The organism is Leclercia sp. LTM14, from assembly GCF_023736175.1.
In the GTDB taxonomy this organism is placed as follows: Bacteria; Pseudomonadota; Gammaproteobacteria; order Enterobacterales; family Enterobacteriaceae; genus Enterobacter; species Enterobacter barmai.
In genome coordinates, this window is sequence record NZ_JAIKTT010000001.1 from 924,726 (window position 1) to 949,327 (window position 24,602).

The 24,602-nt window shown below is 54.9% G+C and carries 26 protein-coding genes and 1 rRNA gene; 9 read left to right on the forward strand and 18 right to left on the reverse strand.

The genetic code is table 11. The features are described 5' to 3' along the window. The first annotated feature begins 55 nt into the window (after window positions 1-55). On the forward strand, window positions 56-316 hold the full coding sequence (locus K5I40_RS04300; RefSeq protein WP_039029757.1) for a YfhL family 4Fe-4S dicluster ferredoxin: 261 nt from the start codon (window positions 56-58) through the stop codon (window positions 314-316). Here the strand turns inward: K5I40_RS04300 and acpS are convergent. The 12 genes from acpS to rseD form a co-directional block, all read right to left on the reverse strand. Then, complete coding sequence (gene acpS, locus K5I40_RS04305) at window positions 313-693, reverse strand: holo-ACP synthase (RefSeq protein ID WP_139563378.1); 381 nt, start codon at window positions 691-693, stop codon at window positions 313-315. The two genes, K5I40_RS04300 and acpS, sit on opposite strands and share 4 nt — an antisense overlap. After that, entirely contained in the window at window positions 693-1,424 is a 732-nt protein-coding gene (gene pdxJ / locus K5I40_RS04310) for a pyridoxine 5'-phosphate synthase (RefSeq protein WP_039029759.1), read from the reverse strand. Before pdxJ ends, acpS begins: the two co-directional genes overlap by 1 nt. A 61-nt stretch (window positions 1,425-1,485) precedes the next feature. Continuing rightward, the gene (gene recO, locus K5I40_RS04315; protein ID WP_039029760.1) at window positions 1,486-2,193 is read right to left on the reverse strand and encodes a DNA repair protein RecO; all 708 of its coding nucleotides are present in this window, start codon (window positions 2,191-2,193) and stop codon (window positions 1,486-1,488) included. 11 nt (window positions 2,194-2,204) lie between these two features. After that, window positions 2,205-3,110 carry a GTPase Era gene (gene era, locus K5I40_RS04320; protein ID WP_039029761.1) on the reverse strand — a complete coding sequence of 302 codons (906 nt, stop codon included), beginning with the start codon at window positions 3,108-3,110 and terminating at the stop codon, window positions 2,205-2,207. Next, a complete protein-coding gene (rnc, locus tag K5I40_RS04325) occupies window positions 3,107-3,787 on the reverse strand; it encodes a ribonuclease III (protein WP_039029762.1) in 681 nt (226 codons plus the stop codon). Before rnc ends, era begins: the two co-directional genes overlap by 4 nt. A gap of 223 nt (window positions 3,788-4,010) precedes the next feature. Then, entirely contained in the window at window positions 4,011-4,985 is a 975-nt protein-coding gene (gene lepB / locus K5I40_RS04330) for a signal peptidase I (RefSeq protein ID WP_138369736.1), read from the reverse strand. Between the two features lie 16 nt (window positions 4,986-5,001). Continuing rightward, window positions 5,002-6,801, reverse strand: a complete 1,800-nt coding sequence (gene lepA, locus K5I40_RS04335; protein WP_039029764.1) for a translation elongation factor 4 — start codon at window positions 6,799-6,801, stop codon at window positions 5,002-5,004. A gap of 183 nt (window positions 6,802-6,984) precedes the next feature. Continuing rightward, a complete protein-coding gene (gene rseC / locus K5I40_RS04340; protein WP_223073639.1) occupies window positions 6,985-7,461 on the reverse strand; it encodes a SoxR-reducing system protein RseC in 477 nt (158 codons plus the stop codon). After that, a complete protein-coding gene (rseB, locus tag K5I40_RS04345) occupies window positions 7,458-8,411 on the reverse strand; it encodes a sigma-E factor regulatory protein RseB (protein ID WP_138369734.1) in 954 nt (317 codons plus the stop codon). The genes rseC and rseB overlap by 4 nt, the downstream gene beginning before the upstream one ends. Then, window positions 8,411-9,061 (reverse strand): anti-sigma-E factor RseA, encoded by a 651-nt coding sequence (gene rseA, locus K5I40_RS04350; RefSeq protein ID WP_039029767.1) that lies wholly within the window; start codon window positions 9,059-9,061, stop codon window positions 8,411-8,413. The genes rseB and rseA overlap by 1 nt, the downstream gene beginning before the upstream one ends. 31 nt (window positions 9,062-9,092) lie before the next feature. Further along, window positions 9,093-9,668 carry an RNA polymerase sigma factor RpoE gene (gene rpoE, locus K5I40_RS04355; protein WP_032613187.1) on the reverse strand — a complete coding sequence of 192 codons (576 nt, stop codon included), beginning with the start codon at window positions 9,666-9,668 and terminating at the stop codon, window positions 9,093-9,095. After that, a complete protein-coding gene (gene rseD / locus K5I40_RS24070) occupies window positions 9,665-9,733 on the reverse strand; it encodes a rpoE leader peptide RseD (RefSeq protein WP_231313890.1) in 69 nt (22 codons plus the stop codon). The genes rpoE and rseD overlap by 4 nt, the downstream gene beginning before the upstream one ends. Before the next feature lie 358 nt (window positions 9,734-10,091). Here rseD and nadB point away from each other — a divergent pair, with 358 nt between their 5' ends. Further along, window positions 10,092-11,711, forward strand: a complete 1,620-nt coding sequence (gene nadB, locus K5I40_RS04360) for an L-aspartate oxidase (protein WP_139563383.1) — start codon at window positions 10,092-10,094, stop codon at window positions 11,709-11,711. Here the strand turns inward: nadB and K5I40_RS04365 are convergent. Beyond that, window positions 11,696-12,433, reverse strand: a complete 738-nt coding sequence (locus tag K5I40_RS04365) for a tRNA(1)(Val) (adenine(37)-N(6))-methyltransferase TrmN (protein ID WP_223073638.1) — start codon at window positions 12,431-12,433, stop codon at window positions 11,696-11,698. The genes nadB and K5I40_RS04365 overlap by 16 nt on opposite strands. 132 nt (window positions 12,434-12,565) lie before the next feature. Between K5I40_RS04365 and srmB the strand changes: the two genes are divergently transcribed. Beyond that, entirely contained in the window at window positions 12,566-13,894 is a 1,329-nt protein-coding gene (srmB, locus tag K5I40_RS04370; RefSeq protein WP_223073637.1) for an ATP-dependent RNA helicase SrmB, read from the forward strand. A gap of 48 nt (window positions 13,895-13,942) precedes the next feature. Here the strand turns inward: srmB and grcA are convergent, their stop codons facing one another. After that, on the reverse strand, window positions 13,943-14,326 hold the full coding sequence (grcA, locus tag K5I40_RS04375) for an autonomous glycyl radical cofactor GrcA (RefSeq protein WP_039029771.1): 384 nt from the start codon (window positions 14,324-14,326) through the stop codon (window positions 13,943-13,945). Between the two features lie 314 nt (window positions 14,327-14,640). Here grcA and ung point away from each other — a divergent pair, with 314 nt between their 5' ends. After that, entirely contained in the window at window positions 14,641-15,330 is a 690-nt protein-coding gene (gene ung, locus K5I40_RS04380) for a uracil-DNA glycosylase (RefSeq protein ID WP_223073636.1), read from the forward strand. 88 nt (window positions 15,331-15,418) lie between these two features. Here ung and K5I40_RS04385 read toward each other — a convergent pair whose 3' ends face one another. Further along, on the reverse strand, window positions 15,419-16,519 hold the full coding sequence (locus K5I40_RS04385; RefSeq protein ID WP_039029773.1) for a tRNA/rRNA methyltransferase: 1,101 nt from the start codon (window positions 16,517-16,519) through the stop codon (window positions 15,419-15,421). 206 nt (window positions 16,520-16,725) lie between these two features. Here K5I40_RS04385 and trxC point away from each other — a divergent pair, with 206 nt between their 5' ends. From trxC to K5I40_RS04415, 5 genes are all read left to right on the forward strand, one after another. Next, window positions 16,726-17,145, forward strand: coding sequence for a thioredoxin TrxC (gene trxC / locus K5I40_RS04390; RefSeq protein ID WP_039029774.1), 420 nt, complete (start codon window positions 16,726-16,728; stop codon window positions 17,143-17,145). Between the two features lie 71 nt (window positions 17,146-17,216). Further along, on the forward strand, window positions 17,217-17,915 hold the full coding sequence (gene tapT, locus K5I40_RS04395; RefSeq protein ID WP_223073635.1) for a tRNA-uridine aminocarboxypropyltransferase: 699 nt from the start codon (window positions 17,217-17,219) through the stop codon (window positions 17,913-17,915). Window positions 17,916-17,950: 35 nt separating this feature from the next. Next, window positions 17,951-20,614, forward strand: a complete 2,664-nt coding sequence (gene pat / locus K5I40_RS04400) for a bifunctional acetate--CoA ligase family protein/GNAT family N-acetyltransferase (protein ID WP_223073634.1) — start codon at window positions 17,951-17,953, stop codon at window positions 20,612-20,614. A gap of 110 nt (window positions 20,615-20,724) precedes the next feature. Then, window positions 20,725-22,080, forward strand: coding sequence for a CDP-diacylglycerol--serine O-phosphatidyltransferase (gene pssA / locus K5I40_RS04410; protein ID WP_039029777.1), 1,356 nt, complete (start codon window positions 20,725-20,727; stop codon window positions 22,078-22,080). 31 nt (window positions 22,081-22,111) lie between these two features. Then, a complete protein-coding gene (locus tag K5I40_RS04415) occupies window positions 22,112-22,447 on the forward strand; it encodes a YfiM family lipoprotein (protein ID WP_171029952.1) in 336 nt (111 codons plus the stop codon). On the opposite strand, the gene K5I40_RS04420 is transcribed toward K5I40_RS04415, so the two are convergent. The 3 genes from K5I40_RS04420 to rrf form a co-directional block, all read right to left on the reverse strand. After that, window positions 22,444-23,751 carry an MFS transporter gene (locus K5I40_RS04420; RefSeq protein ID WP_139563387.1) on the reverse strand — a complete coding sequence of 436 codons (1,308 nt, stop codon included), beginning with the start codon at window positions 23,749-23,751 and terminating at the stop codon, window positions 22,444-22,446. The two genes, K5I40_RS04415 and K5I40_RS04420, sit on opposite strands and share 4 nt — an antisense overlap. A gap of 151 nt (window positions 23,752-23,902) precedes the next feature. Beyond that, a complete protein-coding gene (locus K5I40_RS04425; protein ID WP_251929516.1) occupies window positions 23,903-24,343 on the reverse strand; it encodes a DUF4385 domain-containing protein in 441 nt (146 codons plus the stop codon). A gap of 128 nt (window positions 24,344-24,471) precedes the next feature. Further along, window positions 24,472-24,587: ribosomal RNA gene (gene rrf, locus K5I40_RS04430) — 5S ribosomal RNA — on the reverse strand. Window positions 24,588-24,602 lie beyond the last annotated feature (15 nt).

Here is a 24,602-nt window from a genome sequence, read left to right on the forward strand (position 1 = left end):
CAGACAATGAGCGTATAATGCCCGCCCTGTTTGTGTTGTTTCTGAGAATTTCCTGATGGCGCTGTTAATCACCAAAAAATGCATCAATTGCGATATGTGCGAACCCGAATGCCCTAACCAGGCAATCTCTATGGGGGAGAGCATTTATGAGATTAACAGCGACCGCTGCACCGAGTGCATTGGCCATTATGAGACGCCAACCTGCCAGAAGGTGTGCCCGATCCCCAATACTATCCTGAAAGATCCGGCACATCCTGAATCGGAAGAGCAGCTGTGGGACAAATTCGTGCTGATGCACCACGCCGATAAGATTTAACTTTCGATGAGCACCGTGGCGCAGGCGTAATGGCGCTCATCCGCCAGCGTCACGTGCATATGCGCCACGCCCAGCTTCTCCGCCAGCTTTAACGCCTCGCCCCACAGCCGGAGGCGCGGTTTGCCCAGCTCATCGTTAAACACTTCGAACTGATTGAACGCCAGACCGTTGCGGATCCCGGTGCCGAAGGCTTTTGCCGCCGCCTCCTTCACCGCAAATCGTTTGGCAAGAAAACGCACAGGCTGCTGGTGCGTTTCCCAGATGGCCCACTCGTTATCGCTGAGCACCCGACGGGCAAGGCGATCGCCGCTGCGGGCAATCACCGCTTCAATGCGGGCGATCTCAACGATATCCGTGCCTAAGCCAAGGATAGCCATTACTTGCGGGCTTCCTGCATCAGGCGTTTCATCTCAGATACCGCCTCTTTCAGGCCGCTCATCACCGCGCGTCCGATAATCGCATGGCCGATGTTCAGCTCGTACATCTCCGGGATCGCCGCGATGGCTTTGACGTTGTGATAGGTCAGACCGTGGCCGGCATTCACCTTCAGGCCCAGACCGGCGGCATAGGTTGCCGCTTTGGCGATGCGATCGAGCTCTTTGGCCTGAGTGGTTTCATCTTCGGCATCGGCGTAGCAGCCGGTGTGGATCTCAATGTACGGCGCGCCAACGTCGGCTGCGGCTTTGATCTGCGCTTCATCGGCATCGATAAACAGCGACACGAGGATCCCGGCGTCGGCCAGGCGCTTGCAGGCGTCACGCATCTTGTCCAGCTGACCGGCCACATCCAGCCCACCTTCGGTGGTCACTTCCTGGCGCTTTTCCGGTACCAGGCAGCAAAAATGGGGTTTAGTCTCAACGGCAATCGCCAGCATCTCTTCGGTGACGGCCATCTCCAGATTCATGCGGGTGTCCAGGGTCTGACGCAGAATGCGCACGTCGCGATCGGTGATATGACGGCGATCTTCGCGCAGGTGCACGGTAATGCCGTCGGCGCCCGCCTGCTCGGCGATAAAGGCCGCCTGGACCGGATCGGGATATGCAGTACCGCGCGCATTTCGCAGCGTGGCAATGTGGTCAATGTTGACGCCTAACAGTAATTCAGCCATGACAATCCTCGGTTTTATTTGCTTCGTTTCCCCTCTCCCTCAGGAAGGAGGACTCAATACGTTAACGCTTCGGCATAAACTGCCGGAATAATTCGCGGCTCTTTAACGGCTTGCCACCAAGATACGGCTTGAGCGCAATTCGGGTAAAGCGTTTTGCCGCCCGCAGGGTGCTGACATCCGGAAATTCGCGTTCAGCCAGCGCCCGAAGGTCCCGTCCGGTGAAGGTATTGTTGTCGATGACCACGCTGGCGATAAAGCCCTTCTCTTCACGATAACGGTAGGTCATGGTGTCCTCTACCGGGTCACCGCTGCCTGCACAGTGCAGAAAATCGACGCCGTATCCCAGATGCCCGAGCAACGCCAGCTCAAAGCGGCGCAGCGTCGGTTCCGGCGAGCCGGTGGTGCCCGCCAGCGCCTGAAGACAGTGCAGATAGTCGAAAAAGAGTTCAGAGAAGCGGGTCTCATGTTCAAGCACGCGCGTGATGAGCTCGTTAACATAGAGACCGCTGTACAGCGTAATACCAGAGAGGGGGAGCGCCAGAGAGACGGCTTCAGCACTGCGCAGGGTTTTCACTTCCCCACGCCCGCCAAAGCGGACCAGCAGCGGGGTGAAAGGCTGCAGAGCACCCTTCAGATTAGAACGTTTGGAACGTGCGCCTTTGGCAACAAGGCGCACGCGGCCTGACTCTTCCGTGAAGACGTCCAGCATCAGGCTGGTTTCGCTCCAGGGACGACTATGCAGTACAAAAGCGCGCTGCCAGCCTTCCACGTTTTAGTGGCTTAGACGTCGTCGCCGTAACCAAGACTACGCAGCGCGCGCTCGTCATCGGCCCAGCCAGATTTCACTTTCACCCACAGTTCCAGGTGAACCGGCGCTTCAAACATCTCCTGCATGTCCTTGCGGGCTTCAATACCGATGGTTTTGATTTTGGCACCTTTGTTACCAATTACCATCTTCTTCTGCCCTTCGCGCTCAACGAGGATCAGCCCGTTGATGTCGTATCCGCCGCGCTCGTTAGACTGGAAACGCTCGATTTCCACAGTAACGGAGTACGGCAGTTCAGCGCCGAGGAAACGCATCAGCTTTTCACGGATGATTTCAGACGCCATAAAGCGCTGAGAACGGTCGGTGACGTACTCTTCCGGGAAGTGATGAATCGCTTCCGGCAGATGCTTACGCACGATGCCCGCGATAGTGTCGACGTTCAGACCGGTCTCGGCAGACAGCGGTACGATATCGAGGAAATTCATCTGGCTGCCCAGCCACTGCAGATGTGGCAGCAGGTCGGCTTTTTCCTGCACGTTGTCAACTTTGTTGACCGCGAGGATCACCGGCGTCTTACCGTCGCGCAGCTTATTCAGCACCATCTCGTCGTCCGCCGTCCAGCGGGTGCCTTCGACAACGAAAATCACCAGCTCAACGTCGCCGATAGAGCTGCTCGCCGCCTTGTTCATCAGGCGGTTAATGGCGCGTTTCTCTTCCATATGCAGACCCGGGGTATCGACATAAATTGCCTGATATGCCCCTTCGGTATGGATACCGACAATACGGTGACGGGTGGTCTGCGCCTTACGGGAGGTGATGGAAATCTTCTGTCCCAGCAGATTATTCAGCAGGGTTGATTTGCCGACGTTCGGACGTCCGACGATGGCAATAAACCCACAGTAACTTTTTTCTTCGCTCATTCCAGCTCCAGCATTTTTAACGCCTGTTCGGCGGCAGCCTGTTCCGCCTTACGACGGCTTGAACCTGTGCCAACCACCGGTTCACTCAGGCCACTGACCTGGCAATGGATTGTAAATTCCTGATCGTGTGCTTCGCCACGAACCTGCACCACCAGATAAGATGGCAGCGGCAGATGGCGACCCTGCAGGTACTCCTGCAAACGGGTTTTTGGATCTTTCTGTTTATCACCCGGGCTGATTTCATCCAGACGCGTCTGATACCAGTTGAGGATCAGCTGCTCGACCGTCTGGATATCGCTGTCGAGGAAAACGCCACCGATTAACGCTTCGACCGTATCCGCGAGAATAGATTCACGACGGAAGCCGCCGCTTTTCAGTTCGCCAGGCCCGAGTCGCAGGCATTCACCCAGTTCAAATTCACGGGCAATTTCGGCAAGCGTATTGCCACGTACCAGCGTTGCGCGCATGCGGCTCATATCACCTTCGTCCACACGCGGGAAACGGTGATAAAGCGCATTGGCAATAACAAAACTTAAAATGGAGTCGCCCAGGAATTCGAGTCGCTCATTGTGTTTGCTGCTGGCACTGCGATGGGTTAATGCCTGTTGCAACAACTCCTGATGATGAAAAGTGTAGCCCAGCTTCCGTTGAAGCCGATTAATTACGATGGGGTTCATGCGATACCAATAGAATAAATGCGTCAAAAATGCAGCACACGAAACCGTCCTGAAAAAGCCAACGCGGTTTCGTGTGCCGTGGCACTGAATCAGCGCCAACCTTAAACTTCGGGGGAATATTCTATACGCAACGACAGGGGTTGTCGTTAGTCTGAAGAGATTTATCAGTTAAATAATTCACGTAGCCTCTAATTAAAGAGGCTACGTATTCATTTATCAGGTATTAATGGATACCGCCGATACGATTTAACCGTACGCCGGTTGGCCATTCGCCTTCCTGCTTCTCAAAGCTCATCCAGATAGTGGTCGCTTTACCGACCAGGTTCGCTTCCGGCACAAAGCCCCAGTAACGGCTGTCCGCGCTGTTATCGCGGTTATCACCCATCATGAAGTAATGTCCCGGCGGCACGATCCAGGTCGCCAGCTGCTGCCCCTGCTGCTGATAGTACATACCCAGCTGATCCTGAGCGATGGAGACGGTCAGGATACGGTGCGTGACATCGCCCAGGGTCTCTTTACGCTCGTTCAGACGAATACCGTTCTCTTTGGTTTCGCCTTTCGGCAGCTGGAAGAAGCCGCTGGTCGCTTCGCCGCCGTTACGACGGGCAAACGTCTGTACGAAGTCGCTTGGCTCAACGCCGGAATAGGTCACCGGTAATGCGCTGCCGCACGCGGTACCGGAACTGCAGCCAGGCTGAACCGTCACCTCTTTGGAAACCGGATTATAGGTCACCTTGTCACCCGGTACGCCAACGGTACGTTTGATGTAATCCAGACGCGGATCGTCCGGATATTTAAACACCACGATATCGCCGCGTTTCGGATGACCGGTTTCGATCAGCGTTTTCTGGTAGATCGGATCTTTGATGCCGTAAGCAAACTTCTCTACCAGAATAAAATCCCCGATCAGCAGCGTTGGCATCATCGAACCGGATGGGATCTGGAAAGGTTCATAGATAAACGAACGCACCACCAGCACAATGGCCAGCACCGGAAAGACCGAAGCGCCCGTTTCCAGCCAGCCCGGCTTAGGGCTGACTTTCTTCAGGGTTTTCGCATCCAATTGATCGCCCGTGGCCGCCTGTGCAACGGCCTGACGTTCGCGACGTTTCGGCGCAAAAATAAACTTATCCAGACACCACAACAGCCCCGTCACCAGGGTGGCAATCACCAGGATCAGGGCAAACATGTTCGCCATGCCAACTCCTTAAGGATTATTTTCCGTCTTTACCCACGTGCAGAATGGCGAGGAACGCTTCCTGCGGCAGCTCAACGTTACCGACCTGCTTCATGCGTTTCTTACCTTCTTTCTGCTTCTGGAGCAGCTTTTTCTTACGGCTCACGTCACCGCCATAGCATTTTGCCAGAACGTTTTTACGCAACTGTTTCACCGTAGAACGGGCAATGATGTGGTTACCAATGGCCGCCTGAATCGCGATGTCGAACTGCTGGCGAGGGATGAGCTCTTTCATCTTCTCGACCAGTTCACGACCGCGATACGGGGCATTGTCGTTGTGGGTGATCAGCGCCAGCGCATCAACACGCTCGCTGTTAATCAGCACGTCCACACGCACCATGTTAGAGGCCTGGAAGCGCTTGAAGTTGTAATCCAGCGACGCATAACCGCGGGAGGTAGACTTCAGACGATCGAAGAAGTCGAGCACCACTTCCGCCATCGGGATTTCATAGGTCAGAGCCACCTGGTTACCGTGGTAGACCATGTTGGTCTGCACGCCACGTTTTTCGATACACAACGTGATGACGTTACCGAGGAACTCCTGCGGCAGCAGCATGTGACACTCCGCGATTGGCTCGCGCAGCTCATGAATGTTGTTCAGCGGCGGCAGCTTGGACGGGCTGTCGACGTAGATAACCTCTTTGGAGGTGGTCTCTACTTCGTAAACTACCGTTGGGGCCGTGGTGATCAGATCCAGATCGTATTCACGCTCCAGACGCTCCTGGATGATCTCCATGTGCAGCAGGCCGAGGAAGCCGCAGCGGAAGCCGAAGCCCAGCGCCGTCGAGCTTTCTGGCTCGTAGAACAGAGATGCATCGTTCAGGCTCAGTTTGCCGAGCGCGTCACGGAAGTTCTCGTAATCATCAGAGCTTACCGGGAACAGGCCCGCATAAACCTGCGGTTTCACCTTTTTGAAGCCTGGCAGCGCTTTATCTGCCGGGTTACGGGCACCGGTCAGGGTATCGCCCACTGGCGCACCGAGGATGTCTTTGATCGCACAAACCAGCCAGCCTACCTCGCCGCATTTCAGCTCGGTACGGTCAACCTGTTTTGGCGTGAAGATACCCAGACGGTCAGCGTTATAGACCTGTCCGGTGCTCATCACTTTGATCTTGTCGCCTTTACGCATGGTGCCGTTTTTAATACGCACCAGCGAGACAACGCCGAGATAGTTATCGAACCAGGAGTCGATAATCAGCGCCTGCAGCGGAGCATCAGCATCGCCTTCCGGTGCCGGGATGTCGCGTACCAGACGTTCCAGCACATCGGTTACGCCCACGCCGGTTTTGGCCGAGCAGCGCACGGCATCGGTCGCGTCGATGCCGACGATATCTTCAATCTCTTCCGCTACGCGCTCAGGATCGGCAGCTGGCAGGTCGATTTTGTTCAGAACCGGCACCACTTCGAGATCCATTTCCATCGCGGTATAGCAGTTCGCCAGGGTCTGGGCTTCTACGCCCTGCCCGGCATCAACCACCAGCAGCGCGCCTTCACAGGCCGCCAGCGAACGGGAAACTTCATAAGAGAAGTCAACGTGGCCTGGGGTGTCGATAAAGTTGAGTTGGTAGGTTTCACCGTCAGACGCTTTATAGTCGAGCGTAACGCTCTGCGCTTTAATGGTAATACCGCGTTCGCGTTCCAGGTCCATGGAGTCCAGAACCTGGGCTGCCATTTCACGATCAGACAGGCCACCGCAAATCTGGATAATACGGTCAGACAGCGTCGACTTACCGTGGTCAATGTGAGCAATGATCGAAAAGTTACGTATGTTCTTCATATAGTTAAATAATTATGCCTTACGAATTCCTGGAGGCCGCTGTTCTTAGCCTGACGTTTTTCAGTGCGAAAACGCAGCATTCTACACTACATCTCCTTCACCAGGAAATGCTCTTCCAGCAAGCTTAGCGCGAAGATCCGGCGTTTTCTTTTATGAGATGTAAATAAAACAAAGCCCGGTACATCACCGGGCTTCTGAAGAGAGCGTTTCGACGCGAAGTTCATCGGGTGGCAATCCGACGCTGAGAATAACGGGCTGCCACTCTTCACGCACCGCGAGCATTGAAGAGAAGCCGCGGGCCAGTAAAAAGCCACCTACTCCGCCCAGCGCTGCGCCACACATGGCGGCCAGATCGGTAGCAAACAGCACCTGGAACAGACCGCCCAGGGCAAACAGTCCCACCAGCGGCGAAAGATACACCAGCATGGCCGAGCCAAGCAGGCTGCCTTCGGCGATCCCTAATTCGACTTTCTGGCCTTCGACCAGCGGTTCTGCGCTGGGGACGCTGATGGTGTGTGAGGTCTGCGGCCCGAGTTTGTTCAGCACCCGGCTGCCGCAACCGGCGCGAGAGGCGCAGCTGTTACAGGATGCTTTAACATCACAGCTGACCAGCGCGACGCCCTTCTGCCATGAAACGACAGTTGCCCACTCTTTGATCATTGTGCAGCCCTGAATTTAATACTGTCGGCGATACGCTTAGCCGTTTGCGGCGGTAGCTCACCTACAACGGTGATCTCTGCGTTATCGCGTACCGTGGTACTGACGGTGCGACGCCCGGTGCGCAGCATCTGATCGGCGCTGACCGGGGTTGCCCGGTTGATGTTCACCGAGAAGCTAAACAATCCGTCGGAGTAAAGACGGGATTCAACGGGGGTATCAATGGTCGGCAGCTGGCGTCGGCTACTGGAGACTTCGCTGAAGCCCTGAGGGATCCAGTTTGGTGCCCAATTAAAGTTGATGGTATCCCCCACCGGCACGGAGAGCAGCGGCGGCAGATTGGCTTTTGCCAGATTCTGCATGCTGTTCCCAACCTGATCATCAATGGTGAAGGAGATCACCCGGAACTGCTCCAGGGTCTCGCCATCGCGATCCAGCAGATCGACCCGCATTGGCAATTTGGTCTCTGCATCCATCCAGACGATATAGCTGTAACGCGTTCCGTCTCTTGCGACCACACGCAGAACCTCGCAGAGCCGGTCGGCGATACGGGTACGTCCTACGGAAATAAAGTCGTAGTAAGGAGACAGACGCTTGAAGTCGGTATAGATAAGCGAAGGCAGGGAATCAACGATGTAATCGCCGTTCAGCGTAAAGGGCTCAAGACCCGGCTCAAAATAGCTGATTTCATTGCCTCGCTGCACGACTTCGCGGCGCGGACCATCCATCTGCAAAAGCTGGGCAAGCGGCTGTTTATCAAGACGGGCATGGCGATAGCGTAACGACTCTACACCTTGCTTATTGATACTGATAAAAGACAGCTCGTAGTTGAGTGACTGGCTGGCCTGGTTCATTTGCTGCAACAACGCCCCGGACGATACATCAGCCGAGGCGTTGACAGTGAACAACAGGCTACCCGCCATCAGAGACATGGCGCACCAAAGTTGCTTCATTACTGCGATTGCGTTCCTAAAGTTTGGTTTCCTGGCACTTGCACAGCAGCCTGCTGCGTTTGCGCCTGTTCAAACTGAAGCTGCTCGGAATGCAGGCGACGCTGCAATTCATAGTCCTGCAACATCGCATTAATGCGACGGCGCTGCTCCTGTACCTGCTGCTGCTGACCGGCACCTGCCGATGCATCAGAAGGAATACCCAGGCTTACCGGGCTGGCTTTGCCCATCATCGGCAGTGTGTTGAACACTGGCGCTTCAGGTTGCTGGCTCACTTCAGATTGAGTGTTATAGTGCTGGACACCAACAATAACTGCAAGCGATACGCAAGCAGCCACTCCCATTTGAGTCAGTTGACTCGCCCAGGGACGCACTTTGTTCCAGAACGGCATCTTCTGCCACAGGTGCGGTGCAGGTTGGGCTTCAGGGATCAGCGGAGTGGCCTGAGAAACAGGCTCGTTCTCAATGGCAGCCATTACGCGAGCTGAGATATCAAAATGGAGGACATCGCTGGTATCGCCGCGCAGGGTATCGCGAATGAGATGATAACTCTCCCAGGTTTTTTGCATCTCAGGAGAGCGAGAGAGCTCGTTGAGCATCTCACTGTCCAGCGTTTCACCATCCATCAAAGCGGAAAGTTGTTCTTTCTGCATGCCTAATACCTTTTCCAGTATCCCGCTATCGTCAACGCCTGATAAGCGGTTGAACTTTATTATCAATAGCTTCTCGCGCACGAAATATCCGTGAGCGAACCGTACCGACCGGGCAATCCATGATAGCGGCTATCTCTTCATAGCTCAGGCCATCTAACTCCCGCAACGTAATTGCCATGCGTAAATCTTCCGGGAGCGACTCGATGGTGCGAAAAACTATTTGTCTCAGTTCTTCTGACAACATTAAGTTCTCAGGGTTCGAAATTTCTTTCAACGCACCGCCGCTTTCAAAATTCTCTGCGTCGATGGCGTCTACATCGCTTGAAGGCGGACGGCGGCCCTGAGCGACGAGGTAGTTCTTCGCCGTATTGACGGCAATACGGTACAGCCAGGTATAAAAAGCACTATCTCCCCGGAAAGATTCCAGCGCGCGATAGGCCTTAATGAAAGACTCTTGCACCACATCAGGAACATCTCCTGACGGTACATAGCGGGACACCAGACTCGCCACCTTATGCTGGTAGCGCACCACCAGTAGGTTAAAGGCTTTCTGATCTCCCTTCTGGACCCGTTCAACCAGAATCTGGTCCGTTAACTGCTCGCTCATCCGAGGTAATGTCTCCCCAAACCTAAAATCCACGCGTTATCGAAACGCCACTCCAAACACTGCACTGTGAGCAAGCAGTTGCTTTGAGGGTCTTTTTTTCAAATAGTTCCGTCACGCCTTTGTTTTTGTTAATCACGTCGCAGACCGTTCATTTTCTATCATTATAAGTCTGATAACGATACGCACCCAGTTTCTGATAAGAAATGGTATTTTCCCGCTTGCAGGGTAACGCAAGACGGGCTTTATTTCACCACAAAATCTGAAGCTAACGATCTGCTTCGCAAAATATTTTCGCTCTTTTTATCGCGCATCTCTTCTCGAGTCCTGTTTAGCCGTTGCAACCAGCATTAAAAAAATACGTGCGATTCATCGCATTCAGGTGCTATGCTGACCAAACACTGTTTAGTAAATTAAACAAACATCATGAACGCAATTTCCGAACTCTCCTGTGACGTACTGATTATCGGCAGCGGCGCCGCCGGCCTTTCACTGGCGCTGCGACTCGCCCCACACCAGAAAGTGATTGTCCTCAGCAAAGGGCCTGTCAGCGAAGGCTCTACCTTCTATGCCCAGGGCGGAATTGCCGCGGTGTTTGATGAAACTGACAGTATCGACTCCCATGTAGAAGATACCCTGATTGCTGGCGGCGGTATTGTGGACAGACACGCGGCAGAGTTTGTCGCCAGCAATGCCCGACACTGCGTGCAGTGGCTCATCGATCAGGGCGTGCTGTTTGATACCCACGTGCAGCCGAACGGGGAAGAGAGTTATCACCTGACGCGTGAGGGCGGGCACAGCCACCGCCGGATCCTGCATGCTGCCGATGCCACCGGTAAGGAAGTCGAAACGACACTGGTCAGCCAGGCGTTAAACCATCCAAACATCCAGGTTCTGGAACGCAGCAATGCGGTGGATTTAATCATCTCCGATAAGATCGGCCTGCCGGGCACACGGCGTGTCGTGGGTGCCTGGGTCTGGAACCGTAATAAAGAGAAGGTAGAAACCTGCCGGGCAAAATCGGTCGTACTGGCGACCGGCGGTGCCTCTAAGGTGTATCAGTACACCACGAACCCGGATATTTCGTCAGGCGACGGCATTGCCATGGCCTGGCGCGCGGGCTGTCGCGTTGCCAATCTGGAATTCAACCAGTTCCATCCCACTGCTCTCTTCCATCCGCAGGCACGCAACTTTTTACTGACCGAAGCGTTACGCGGTGAAGGCGCGCACTTAAAACGCCCGGACGGCACGCGCTTTATGCTGGACTTCGACGAGCGCGGCGAGCTGGCTCCGCGCGATGTCGTGGCCCGCGCCATTGACCATGAGATGAAGCGCCTCGGCGTGGACTGCATGTATCTGGATATCAGCCACAAGCCCGCAGATTTTGTGCGGCAGCACTTCCCGACCATCTATGAAAAACTGCTGGGACTCGGCATCGACATTACCAAAGAGCCAATGCCTGTGGTGCCTGCGGCGCACTATACCTGCGGCGGCGTGATGGTCGACGATCATGGCCGGACCGATGTCGACGGGCTATATGCTATCGGCGAAGTCAGTTACACCGGCCTGCATGGCGCAAACCGTATGGCTTCAAACTCCCTTCTGGAGTGCCTTGTGTACGGCTGGTCGGCGGCGGAAGATATCGCAAAACGTATGCCTTACGCCCGCCAGGCGGAAAAGCTGCCCGCCTGGGATGAAAGCCGCGTGGAAAATCCGGATGAACTGGTGGTGATCCAGCACAACTGGCACGAGCTGCGACTCTTTATGTGGGATTACGTCGGGATTGTGCGTACGACAAAACGTCTGGAACGCGCCCTGCGCCGCATTACCATGCTCCAGCAGGAAATTGACGAGTATTACGCGCACTTCCGCGTATCCAATAATTTGCTGGAATTACGTAACCTGGTGCAGGTGGCGGAGCTGATTGTGCGCTGCGCAATGATGCGTAAAGAGAGCCGCGGGTTGCATTATACGCTCGACTACCCGGAGCAACTTGAACACTCCGGACCGTCCGTGCTCTCACCGCTGGCTCACATAAATAAATAGAAGGGGTGGGTCAGCGCCGTGTAGTCATCGGAATAACGCTGATCCGGCCCGCGGATCACCAGCCTGTCGCTGAAGCACTCCCCCTCTTTCGGCGACAGCGCCAGCAGTACCCGGTGCGGCAGCCTGCCGTCGGTCTCCGCGATATCGGTGCGCAGGCGTAAAAACCAGCCCATCTCCAGCGCACTGGCAATAAATGCGCTGCCCGCATTCTCCGGTAACACCACGCAGAAAAATCCCTCTTCGGAGATCAACCCGGCGGCACAGGCTAACAGCGCGCTATGATCGAGCGAACCGGTATACCGCGCCTGCTCTCGCTCGGGAGTGGCGCACTCGACGCCAGGTTCATAATAAGGAGGGTTGCTGACAATTAAGTCATAACGGGCCGTTTGCTCTGGCGCCCAGGCAAGAACATCCGCACAATGAAGTGATACGCGCGAAGCCCAGGGGGATTCCGCCACGTTTTCGGCTGCCTGCTCAGCGGCCTGCGGATCCAGCTCCACCGCATCAAGGGTGACCGCCTGCTCGGTGCGCTGCGCCAGCATCAGGGCCAGCAGTCCGCTGCCGCTGCCAATATCAAGGATACGTTTAACGCCTGCTACCGGTGCCCATGCCCCCAGTAAGATGCCATCAGTGCCGACTTTCATTGCACAACGATCGTGGGCGACAAAAAACTGCTTAAAAGTAAAACCATCGCGGCGCAGCTGCGCTTTGAGTTGAGACATGTCAGAGCAACCTTCAAAATGAAACGGGTGTAGCATAGGTGAAAGCGCAACGACGGAAAAGGGATATCCACACAAACAGATGAAGATTGCAGCCGTAACGTCTATAATCAGCGCCCCACACAGAGGTAGAACATGACTGTAACGACATTTTCCGAACTTGAACTCGACGAAAGCCTTCTGGACGCGCTCCAGGAAAAAGGCTTTACACGCCCGACCGCTATTCAGGAAGCGGCTATTCCGCCTGCACTGGAGGGCCGTGACGTGCTCGGTTCAGCGCCAACCGGCACGGGTAAAACGGCAGCCTATTTGCTGCCTGCGTTGCAGCATCTGCTGGATTTTCCGCGTAAAAAATCAGGTCCGCCGCGTATTTTGATCCTCACCCCGACCCGTGAACTGGCGATGCAGGTTGCCGATCACGCGCGTGAGCTGGCGAAGAACACCCACCTGGATATCGCAACCATTACCGGCGGCGTGGCCTATATGAACCACGCCGAAGTGTTCAGTGAGAACCAGGATATCGTCGTCGCGACGACCGGGCGTCTGCTGCAATACATTAAAGAAGAGAACTTCGACTGCCGTGCGGTCGAAACGCTGATCCTTGACGAAGCCGACCGTATGCTGGATATGGGCTTTGCGCAGGATATCGAGCACATCGCCGGTGAAACCCGCTGGCGCAAGCAGACCATGCTCTTCTCCGCAACGCTGGAAGGCGATGCGATTAAAGATTTTGCCGAGCGTCTGCTGGAAGATCCGGTTGAGGTGTCTGCCACTCCGTCAACGCGCGAACGCAAGAAGATCCATCAGTGGTATTACCGTGCCGATGACATTGAGCATAAAACAGCCCTGCTGATCCACCTGCTGAAACAGCCGGAAGCCACGCGTTCTATCGTCTTTGTACGCAAGCGCGAGCGTGTACATGAGCTGGCGACCTGGCTGCGTGAAGCGGGTATCAATAACTGCTATCTCGAAGGTGAGATGGTGCAGATTAAGCGTAACGAAGCCATCAAACGTCTGACCGATGGCCGCGTGAACGTGCTGGTGGCGACCGACGTCGCGGCGCGCGGTATCGATATCCCCGATGTCAGCCACGTCTTCAACTTCGATCTGCCGCGCACTGCGGACACCTATCTGCACCGCATTGGCCGTACCGGTCGTGCTGGTCGTAAAGGTACCGCCATTTCGCTGGTCGAGGCGCATGACCACCTGCTGCTGCAGAAAATTGGTCGCTACGTTGACGAGCCGCTGAAAGCCCGCGTGATCGACGAACTGCGTCCGAGCACCCGTGCGCCAAGCGAAAAAATGACGGGTAAACCGTCCAAGAAAGTGCTCGCGAAACGCGCCGAGAAAAAGGCGAAAGAAAAAGAGAAACCGCGCGTGAAGCAGCGCCACCGTGATACTAAAAACGTGGGCAAGCGTCGTAAGCCTGCTGGCAGCGCGCCAGAAACTCAGAAAGAAGAGTAAAAAAAGCCGGGTTAAAACCCGGCTTTTTTATTATTACGCTGGCAAGGATTACAGGCTGGCGGTAAAGGTACGGGCAATAACGTCACGCTGCTGTTCGGCAGTCAGTGAGTTGAAACGTACTGCATAGCCTGAAACACGGATGGTCAGCTGCGGATATTTTTCCGGATGCTTAACGGCATCTTCCAGCGTTTCACGACGCAGCACGTTAACGTTCAGATGCTGACCGCCTTCAACGCGGACTTCCGGTTTGATTTCCATCGGGATTTCGCGATATTCGATTTCGCCCAGGGCGTTAACCTGAACCACTTCGTCTTCAGCAAAGCCTGCTTTTGCGCATACGCAGCGCGCTTCGCCTTTCTCGCTGTCCAGCAGCCAGAAAGAGTTCAGCAGGTCGTCGTTTGCAGCTTTAGTAATCTGGATACCAGTAATCATGTGATGCCTCCCTTAGACTACAATATTGGGTGTGCCCTGTTCGTCAGGGCAATTGGTAAAACCATTGTTGCTTGAGTGTATATATATCAGCCAAGCCCCCGCCATTCCTTGATATAAATCAACAAAAACCACACCAACATAAGGGTGATAGATGGAGATTATTGTTTTATATCAATTTTCACCCAAGCCTGATTTAAAATAATTTTGTAAATTTTAAATATTTTTCAGCATGATAGCGTTTTCTCCGCCGTCAATTTTGCGCCCCCGGCATAAGCAGTTAAGCTAGGGGGAGAGAAAATTCGCAGGAGAGCGAGATGACAACATCTTTAACCTGGCACGATGTGCTGGCCGAAGAAAAAAAACAGCCTTACTTCGTTAATACCCTGAACACGGTTGCCGCCGAACGTCAGGACGGCATCACCATCTATCCGCCTCAGAAAGATGTGTTTAACGCCTTTCGTTTTACCGAGCTCGCCGATGTCAAAGTGGTGATCCTGGGGCAGGACCCCTATCACGGGCCGGGTCAGGCACACGGTCTGGCGTTTTCTGTGCGACCGGGCGTTGGCATTCCCCCTTCCCTGCTGAACATGTATAAAGAACTCGAAGCCTCCATCCCCGGCTTTACCCGACCAGCTCACGGTTATCTGGAAAGCTGGGCGCGTCAGGGTGTGCTGCTGCTTAACACCGTATTGACGGTTCGCGCCGGGCAGGCCCATTCTCATGCCAGCCTCGGTTGGGAGACGTTTACCGATAAAGTCATTAGCCTGATTAACCAACATTGTGAAGGCGTGGTGTTTTTACTCTGGGGATCGCACGCACAGAAGAAGGGGGCGATTATTGATACTCAGCGCCACCACGTGCTGAAAGCGCCGCACCCGTCACCGCTGTCAGCGCATCGCGGCTTTTTTGGCTGCAATCATTTTGTGCTGGCGAATGAGTGGCTGGAAAAACAGGGCGAAAAGCCGATTGACTGGATGCCGGAATTACCGGCTGAAAGCGAATAATAAGTTGTTGTAGGCCGGGAAGGCGAAGCCGCCACCCGGCGCATTGCCCGGCGGCGCTACGCTTGCCGGGCCTACGAATAAAGCGAAATTACGCTTTGTTCTGACGCCACCACTCCGCCAGCAGAACGCCGGTCGCAACGGATACGTTGAGGCTCTCAACATTGCCGGTGCCATCGATAGAAACGCTCAGATCGGCGCTGGAGAGTGCCGCGTCAGTCAGACCATCACGCTCCTGACCCAGTACCAGCACCATCTTACGCGGCAGCGTCGCTTTAAACAGCGGCGTAGTGCCTTTGTGGCTGGAGGTGGTCACAATGGCGTAACCCGCTTTACGGAACTGCTCGATCGCTTCCAGAACGCTGTCGCCGGTAATCGGTTGAACGTGCTCCGCGCCACCTTCCGCAGTACGAATTGCCGCGCCGGATTCCAGCAGAGCAGCATCCTGCAACAGAACGCCTTTGACGCCGAAATGGGCGCAGCTGCGCATCATGGCACCGAGGTTATGCGGGTTGCCTACGTCTTCCAGGGCCAGCACGCAGTCATCTTCGCCAGCCTGGCTGACCCACTGCTTAACGGTGGTACCGTTACGTTTCTTGATCAGGAAGCAGACACCGCCGTGATGCTCGGTGCCGGACGCTTTGGTGATCTCAGCGTCGTCTACCACGTGGTAGGCTTTGCGGTTGGCCGCCATCCAGCGCAGCGCTTCTTTGAAACGCGGCGTCACGCTCTGGATAAACCAGGCGCGCACGATGCAATCAGGACGGCTCTGGAACAGGGCCTGACAGGCGTTTTCGCCATAGACGCGCGTCTCTTCCGCACGCTGACGGCGGATCACTTCCGGATCGATAACCGGTTTATCGGCCATGCTGCCGTGATCGACAGGTGCCTTAGACTCATCGCCCGGCGCGCGGGAAACGGTGCGCCACGGTGAGGCGTCACGGTTAAAGTCGTCGCGTTTGAAATCATCACGCTTGCGGTCGTCACGTTTACGATCGTCGCGTTTGCGGTCATCACCGCGGCTGTTTCTCTCATCGCGGGCGGGGCGACGGCCACCGTCTGCACGAGATGGCCCTGGACGCCCGCCACCCTTTCCGGTACGCGGATTTTCGGTGCGTTTATCAGAGTCATCATCACTGCGGACATACATCACTTTGACCTTGCCGCTTTTGTTTTTCAGTTCGTCGTTCATGCTTTTCTCCACCAGCGCTGCGCGAAGCGCGCAGATTACCCGATGTCCCCGCGCATAGCCATTACTTCGTATAAAAGCCTGTGACTATTGTTCTCATTGAATAAAACGCATTGTCGTTTCAAACAGTGTCGTTGATAATATGTAACATCTTAGAAACATAATCGGCATCCTGCCGCTTTGTCCCCCTGCTCTACCTGAGGTTAGTTATGAATACCGTATGTGCCAACTGCCAGGCTCTTAACCGCATTCCGGATGATCGAATTGATGATGGAGCAAAATGCGGACGCTGCGGTCATGAATTGTTCGATGGTGACGTGATTAATGCTACCGGCGAAACTATGGATAAACTGCTGAAGGATGATCTGCCGGTTGTTGTCGACTTCTGGGCACCCTGGTGCGGCCCGTGCCGTAACTTTGCGCCCATTTTTGAAGATGTCGCTGAAGAGCGTAGCGGTAAAATGCGTTTCGTGAAAGTGAACACCGAAGCCGAACGCGAGCTAAGCGCCCGCTTCCGCATTCGCAGTATTCCGACCATCATGATTTTCAAAAATGGTGAAGTCGTCGATATGTTGAACGGTGCCGTTCCAAAAGCCCCGTTTGACAGCTGGCTGAACGAATCCCTCTGATATTCCGGGGCACGTAACTTGTGCCCCGCCCTAGCCTCTGCGAGAATGGCGTTTTTTCTGCGCCCTCCCCCATGACTGATAACGCCGTACTGCAATTGCGCGCCGAACGCCTGGCGCGTGCGACCCGACCTTTTCTTGCCCGTGGTAACCGCATTCGTCGCTGTCAGCGCTGCCTGTTGCCGCTTAAGCAGTGCCTGTGCGCGACCCTGACTCCCAGCCATGCCGATAGCCGTTTCTGCCTGGTGATGTTCGATACCGAGCCGATGAAACCCAGCAATACCGGACGTCTCATCGCCGATATCTTACCCAATACCGCCGCCTTCCAGTGGTCACGCACCGAGCCGCCTCAGGCGCTGCTCGATCTGGTTGCCAGCCCCGATTACCAACCGATGGTGGTGTTCCCGGCCTCTTACGCCGGAGAGACGCGCCAGGTGATTACTAAGCCCTCCTCCGGCAAGCCGCCGCTGTTCATCATGCTGGACGGCACCTGGACCGAGGCGCGCAAAATGTTTCGCAAGAGCCCGTATCTGGATGCCCTGCCGGTGATCTCCGTCGATTTGTCACGCGTCTCGGCTTATCGACTGCGTGAAGCCCATGCCGAAGGCCAGTACTGCACTGCCGAAGTGGCTATTGCCCTGCTGGATCTGGCGGGAGATGTTCAGGCGGCGAGCGCGCTGGGCGATCACTTCACGCGTTTTCGCGAACGCTATCTGGCGGGAAAAACCATTCATAAGGGAAGCATCACAGCGGCCGAGCCGGAAAGCGTTTAAAATCATCAGGTCACTCGCCCTTTCAGGAGACCTGTATGAGCCAGCGCGGGCTAGAAGCCTTACTCCGCCCTAAATCCATCGCCGTAATTGGCGCGTCGATGAAACCCGAGCGCGCCGGTTATCTGATGATGCGTAACCTGCTCGCTGGCGGCTTTAATGGCCCGATACTGCCGGTAACTCCCGCGTATAAAGCGGTACTGGGGGTGCTTGCCTGGCCGGACGTGGACAGCTTGCCCTTCATCCCCGATCTTGCGGTGCTTTGTACCCATGCCAGACGCAATATTGCGCTGCTCGAAGCGCTGGGGAAAAAGGGCTGTAAAACCTGCATTATTCTCTCTTCGCCCCCAGAGCAGCAGGCGGAGCTGTTGGCCTGCGCTACGCGATACCAGATGCGGCTTCTGGGGCCAAACAGTCTGGGCCTGCTGGCGCCGTGGCAGGGGCTAAATGCCAGCTTCTCTCCCGTTCCAATACGTAAAGGAAAACTGGCCTTCATTTCCCAGTCGGCTGCGGTCTCTAATACCATCCTCGACTGGGCGCAGCAGCGCGAGATGGGCTTTTCATACTTCATCGCGCTGGGCGATGGCCTGGATATTGACGTGGATGAGCTGCTGGATTTTCTGGCGCGGGACACCAAAACCAGCGCTATCCTGCTCTATCTTGAACATCTCAGCGACGCACGGCGCTTTGTCTCCGCGGCCCGCAGCGCATCACGCAACAAACCGATTCTGGTGATCAAAAGCGGACGCAGCCCTGCCGCCCAGCGTCTTTTGCACTCCCATTCCGGGATGGATCCGGCATGGGATGCCGCTATTCAGCGCGCCGGCCTGCTGCGCGTTCAGGATACCCACGAACTCTTTTCTGCGGTCGAAACGCTCAGCCATATGCGTCCGCTTCGGGGTGAACGCCTGATGATCGTCAGCAACGGTGCCGCACCGGCAGCGCTGGCGCTGGATGAACTCTGGCTGCGAAACGGGAAACTGGCCACGCTCAGCGAAGAGACCCTGCTGCGCCTGCGTGAGGCGTTGCCGCCCGGCGTGGAACCTGGCAATCCGCTCGACTTACGCGACGATGCCAGCAGCGAGCGCTACCTTAGCGCCCTGAATATTCTGCTGGATAGCCAGGATTTTGATGCCCTGATGGTTATTCACTCTCCGAGCGCCGTGGCACCGGGTAGCGAAAGCGCCCGTGCGCTGATTGATATCGTGAAAAAGCATCCGCGTGGAAAATACGTTTCGCTTCTGACCAACTGGTGCGGCGAATTCTCGTCCCAGGAGGCGCGACGTCTTTTCAGCGAGGCAGGACTGCCTACCTACCGTACCCCGGAAGGCACCATCACCGCGTTTATGCATATGGTGGAATACCGGCGTAATCAGAAACAGCTCCGGGAGACGCCTGCCCTGCCGGGGAATCTGACGGCCGACACGGGTCATGCCCATGACCTGTTACAACGTGCCATTGATGATGGCGCGCGTTCGCTGGATACCCATGAAGTACAGCCGATCCTCACCGCCTATGGCCTGCATACCCTGCCTACCTGGATTGCCAGCGACAGCGCGGAAGCGGTGCATATTGCCGAGCAAATCGGTTATCCGGTTGCCCTGAAACTGCGTTCACCTGATATCCCGCACAAGTCCGAAGTCCAGGGGGTGATGTTGTATCTGCGTACCGCGGCGGAAGTTCAGCAGGCGGCGGACGCCATCATCGATCGCGTCAAAATGACCTGGCCTCAGGCGCGGATCCACGGCCTGCTGGTGCAAAGCATGGCCAACCGTGCGGGCGCGCAGGAGTTGCGGGTAGTCGTGGAGCACGATCCGGTCTTCGGGCCGCTGATCATGCTGGGCGAAGGGGGCGTGGAGTGGCGTCCTGAAGAGCAGGCGGTTGTTGCCCTGCCGCCGCTGAACATGAACCTGGCGCGCTATCTGGTGATCCAGGCCATCAAGAGTAAAAAGATCCGCGGGCGCAGCGCCTTACGACCGCTGGATATCGCCGCCCTGAGCCAGTTTCTGGTGCAGGTATCAAACCTGATTGTCGATAGCCCGGAGATCCAGCGTCTGGACATTCACCCTTTACTGGTATCAGGCAGCGAACTGACGGCGCTGGATGTCACGATGGATGTGGCGGCCTATACCGGCGATCGCGAAAGCCGGCTTGCCATCCGACCTTATCCGCATCAGCTGGAAGAGTGGGTAGAGATGAAAAATGGCGAGCTGTCGCTGTTCCGGCCTATTCTTCCGGAAGATGAACCGCAGCTTCAGCGCTTTATCGCACAGGTCACCAAAGAAGATTTGTACTACCGCTACTTTAGCGAAATCAATGAATTTACCCATGAAGATTTAGCCAATATGACGCAGATCGACTACGATCGGGAAATGGCTTTTGTTGCCGTCCGGCGCACTGATGAGGGCGATGAGATCCTCGGCGTTACACGTGCCATCTCCGATCCGGATAACGTTGATGCGGAATTTGCGGTGCTTGTCCGCTCCGATCTGAAAGGTCTCGGGCTGGGAAGACGGTTACTCGAAAAGCTGATTGGCTATACGCGCGATCACGGACTGATCCGCCTCAACGGCATTACTATGCCTAACAACCGCGGCATGATCGCCCTGGCGCGAAAACTGGGCTTTGCGGTTGATATTCAGCTTGAAGATGGGATCGTCGGGTTGACCCTGCAGCTGATGCCAGCAGGTAAACAAGAGTAAGGTACTGGAAATGTTGACCACTTTAAACGGCACTGGTGGTATGATTGCCCGCTTCTGTTGTCTGCATAGTACATATAATCCTTCAATGAACAGAGAAGAAACGCACTGTGATGTTGTCAAAATTTAAGCGTAATAAACATCAACAACACCTTGCTCAACTACCGAAGATTTCTCAGTCAGTTGATGATGTAGAGTTCTTTTATGCTCCCGCCGATTTTCGGGAGACGCTACTGGAAAAAATTGCCAGCGCAACGCATCGTATTTGCATTATTGCTCTATACCTTGAACAGGATGAGGGCGGCAGCGCGATTTTACGCGCCGTTTACGAGGCCAAACGTCAGCGTCCTGAACTGGATGTCCGCATTCTTGTCGACTGGCATCGCGCCCAGCGCGGTCGTATTGGCGCGGCTGCGGCCAACACCAATGCCGACTGGTACTGTCGCATGGCGCAGGAAAACCCGGGCGTAGACGTGCCGGTGTATGGCGTACCGGTTAACACCCGCGAAGCCCTTGGCGTCCTCCACTTCAAAGGCTTTATCATCGATGACAGCGTGCTGTATAGCGGCGCGAGCCTGAACGATGTCTACCTGCATCAGCTGGATAAATACCGTTACGATCGTTATCACCTGGTGCGCAATGCCCGCATGGCTGACGTCATGTTTGAGTGGGTGGATCAGAATCTGGTACACGGCCGCGGCGTAAATCGTCTTGACGATCCGAACCGACCAAAAAGCCCGGAGATCAAAAACGACATCCGTCTTTTCCGTCAGGAACTGCGCGATGCCATGTTCCATTTCCAGGGTGATGCGGATAATGAACAGCTTGCGGTGACCCCGCTGGTGGGCCTGGGCAAATCCAGCCTGCTGAATAAAACCATCTTCCATCTTATGCCATGCACCGAGCATAAGCTGACCATCTGCACACCTTACTTCAACCTGCCGGCCGTGCTGGTGAGAAATATCATCCAGCTGTTACGCGACGGTAAGAAAGTGGAAATTATTGTTGGCGACAAAACCGCGAACGATTTCTTCATCCCGGAAGATCAGCCGTTTAAGATCATCGGCGCCCTGCCTTATCTGTATGAGATCAACCTGCGCCGCTTCCTGAGCCGCCTGCAGTATTATGTGAATACCGATCAGCTGGTTGTGCGTCTGTGGAAAGATGAAGACAACAGCTATCACCTGAAAGGGATGTGGGTTGACGATGAGTGGATGCTGCTGACCGGTAACAACCTCAATCCACGTGCCTGGCGCCTGGATCTCGAAAATGCCATTTTGATCCACGATCCACGCCAGGAGCTGGCCGCTTCGCGCGAGCGTGAGCTGGAACTGATCCGGACCCACACTACGGTGGTTAATCATTATCGCGATCTGCAAAGTATTGCTGACTATCCGGTGAAAGTACGTAAGCTTATTCGCCGTTTACGTCGTATTCGAATCGACCGGTTGATTAGCCGCATCCTGTAATTTTCAGCCCTGTCATTGACGGGGCTTTTTTATGGAGGTCGTTGTGCGTTATTTCCTGTTAACAGGCTGTCTGGTTCTGTGCGGATGCAGCCATATGGCTCAGGATAGCTGGTCTGGTCAGGACAAGGCGCAACACTTTTTAGCCTCGGCGATGCTATCGGCTGCGGGAAATGAATATGCCCAACGTCAGGGGTATAGCCGCGACCGGAGCGCTGTCTACGGCCTGATGTTTTCGGTTAGTCTGGGAGCATCAAAAGAGCTCTGGGACAGCCGCCCGGAGGGAAGCGGCTGGAGCTGGAAAGATTTTGCGTGGGACATAGCCGGTGCGTCGACCGGCTATGCCGTCTGGCAACTGGCCGAGCACTAAAGACGAACACCTTTGCCTTTTCGGTGCAGCATCAAAGAGACAATAAAGGCCAGCGCTCCCATTAGCGTGACGTACCAGAAAAAGATCGTCTCACTCCCCATCGATTTTAATGACAGGGCGACATATTCCGCCGAGCCGCCAAAGAGTGCGTTAGCCACCGCATACGACAACCCAACACCCAGGGCACGCACCTGAGCCGGAAACATCTCAGCCTTAAGAATACCGCTGATAGAGGTGTAAAAACTGGCAATAATCAGCGCGACCATAACCAGTGCAAAAGCGGCATAAGGAGATGAAACATGCTGGAGAGCGGTCAGAATGGGCACGGTGCATAACGCCGACAAGCCGCCGAAAATCAGCATTGAGCTACGACGGCCAATCTTATCCGACAGCGCGCCGATAATGGGCTGAATGAGCATAAAGACAAAAAGCGCTACCGTCATAACCATACTCGCCACGTTCGCATGCATACCTGTGGTGTTGACCAGATACTTCTGCATATAGGTGGTGAAGGTATAGAAGGTGAGCGAACCGCCAGCCGTAAAGCCGAGCACCATCAAAAAGGCCTTTCGGTTACGCCATAGACCTTTAAATGAGCCCGCCTCTTTTAGCGTTCTCACCTCTTTTCGCGACGTTTCTTCCAGCTGACGGCGTAACCACAGCGCCACAACAGCAAGCACTGCGCCGAGCGCAAAGGGAATACGCCATCCCCAGGCACGGAGATCTTCATCACTCAATACCTGTTGCAGGATCACCACGGCCAGGATCGCCAACAACTGGCCACCTATCAGCGTCACGTACTGGAAGGAGGCATAAAAACCTTTACGTCCTTCCACTGCGACTTCACTCATATATGTCGCGCTTGTGCCATATTCTCCCCCGACGGAGAGCCCCTGGAACAAACGCGCCAACAGCAGTAATGCCGGTGCCCATGTGCCGATAGTTTCATACCCGGGCAGACAGGCGATCACCAGTGAGCCAAAACACATCATGCAGACGGAGATCAGCATGGAGGTTTTTCGTCCTTTTCGATCGGCAATGCGGCCAAACAGCCAGCCGCCAATCGGACGCATCAGAAAGCCTGCCGCGAAAACGCCTGCGGTTTGCAGCAATTGGGTAGTGGTGTTGCCTGATGGGAAGAAGATATGGGCAAAATAGAGCGAGCAAAACGAGTAAACGTAAAAATCGAACCACTCAACCAGATTGCCTGAAGAGGCACCGACGATTGCCCAAATCCTGCGGCGAGTATCGCCGTCTGCACTTTTATTACTATCCGTATCTGTACTTGCTACGGTTTCTGTCATTTTAAATCCCCTGTCTTACATTGCGGGCCATTGCACCCATTCCAGTAAAACCAGATTTAAAATTTAACGTTAGGTAAAAAAATGTTTCTATTATGTTTCATTTGATTTTGTGATACGCATCATAAAACGAGCAATACCGGAGGCCATAACATCATCCCCACTTTTTTTGATGCGCTTGTTTTCTCTGTAAATAATCTTCATCAGCACGAATTTTATCCCACCATCCTTTGAACACTTTTGCCGCTTCGGCTTTAACAGGATCGTGATCTAAGGGACGAACATTGCGTTCATCATCGTACTTTTTTCCGCCTTTATGGTTGGCGTAGCGTCTGGCGCGGGTATACCCCATCTGGATAAATTTTCTGGCCATATCCATACCAACAAAATCGTCTTGCTGGCGGTACTGCTCAAAAAGCGCGTAAATTTCCTGCGCAGATTTTGTCGCAACCTCAGCATTTTTGTATCGCCAGTGGGGCAGGATTTCACTTTTGTAAGGTTCAACCAGCAGAACGCCCTGCTCTCCCCGCCCTACCCGGTAGAGCTCAGGGTGGTCACGAAAGTTTGTACTGGCGAAATCTTGTTGGTAGTTAATGGTGGGTTCGGCAAAATAACCTCGCTGACGGTGCGTATCTTATTATTTTAGCCAGAGATTGGTGAGTTTGCCTGCGCGCACAAACGCAAAAAGCCCGTCCTTGCGGACGGGCTCTTGGCTTGTTTGATGCCTGGCAGTTCCCTACTCTCGCATGGGGAGACCCCACACTACCATCGGCGCTACGGCGTTTCACTTCTGAGTTCGGCATGGGGTCAGGTGGGACCACCGCGCTACAGCCGCCAGGCAAATTCTGTAATCT